Here is a 1,354-nt window from a genome sequence, read left to right as displayed (position 1 = left end):
CGTGATTTTTTCAGATAGAGATTGATTTGCGGGGCTGCTGACGGTATAATGAAGCTGTCAGCAGCTCCGTTTCTTTTCAGAAAGGGAGCGCAAAATGAACAATCGAATTGACGCGATCTATGCAAGACAGTCCATCGACAAGAAAGATAGTATTTCTATCGAAAGTCAGATTGAGTTTTGCAAATATGAATTGAGGGGTGGAAGCTGCCGGGAGTATCAAGACAAGGGGTACAGTGGTAAGAATACGGACAGGCCCCAGTTTCAAATGCTGGTAGAGGACATCAAGCGCGGGCTGATTGCCAGGGTAGTTGTTTACAAGCTTGACCGCATCAGCCGTTCCATTCTGGACTTTGCAAACATGATGGCGCTGTTCCAGGAGTACAACGTGGAATTTATTTCTTCCACGGAGAAGTTCGACACGTCCACACCGATGGGCCGGGCGATGCTGAACATCTGCATTGTGTTCGCACAGTTGGAGCGAGAAACCATCCAGAAACGGGTGCAGGACGCATGGTACGCCCGGTGTCAGCGAGGTTTCAAAATGGGTGGGCGTGCGCCTTATGGATTTCGGACGGAGCCTATCATTATTGACGGCATCCATACAAAGAAGCTGGTGATTGAACCGACCGAGGCGGCGTTCGTGCGGAAGATGTACGAGATGTACATTGACCCCCAGGTGTCGCTTCACGACATCACCCGACAGCTTACCGAGCAGGGGATGCGGACATACTTCGGCAAACCGTTTTCCAGGGCGACCATCAGCATCATGCTTCGTAATCCCATTTACACCATGGCTGACCTGGATATTTACGAGTTTTTCAAGAGCCAAGGGACGAACATCTACAATGATGCCGCCGACTTCGTAGGGACAAACGGATGTTACTACTACCGGAGCAAGGACAGCACCGAGAATAAGCACACGCACTTGGAAGGCCAGACGCTGGTGCTGGCCCCCAGCGAGGGCTTTATCCCGTCTGATTTGTGGCTTAGAGTTCGCAAGAAGATGATGGCGAACCAGACCTATCAACCGGCCAGGAAAGCCCGCAACACCTGGATGGCGGGGAAAATCAAGTGTGGCAAATGTGGCTATGCTCTGATGTCGACCCACTCCTGCGGGTATCTCTATCTGCGCTGTACGAAACACGCTGACAGCAAGTTTTGTTCCGGCTGCGGTACAATCCGTCTCCGCGATTTAGAGGCGGTAGTTTACCAGCAGATGGTGAAGAAACTGGAGGATTATAAGACGCTGACGGGCCGCAAAAAGAAAAGAGCCGCCAGCCCGAAGCTGACGACAAAGCAGATGGAGCTGGCCCAGGTGGAAAGCGAGATTGAAAAGCTGCTGGACACGCTGACG

The 1,354-nt window shown here is 51.8% G+C and carries 1 protein-coding gene; it reads left to right on the top strand.

Translation table 11 applies throughout. The features are described 5' to 3' along the window. Positions 1-94: 94 nt before the first annotated feature. On the top strand, positions 95-1,354 hold a 1,260-nt coding region (locus D1646_RS01445), incomplete at its 3' end, for a recombinase family protein (RefSeq protein WP_160634718.1).

Origin of the sequence: Pseudoflavonifractor sp. 60, assembly GCF_009911645.1 — a bacterium.
Taxonomy (GTDB): domain Bacteria; phylum Bacillota; class Clostridia; order Oscillospirales; family Oscillospiraceae; genus Lawsonibacter.
This window is presented reverse-complemented; position numbering and strand designations above follow the sequence as displayed.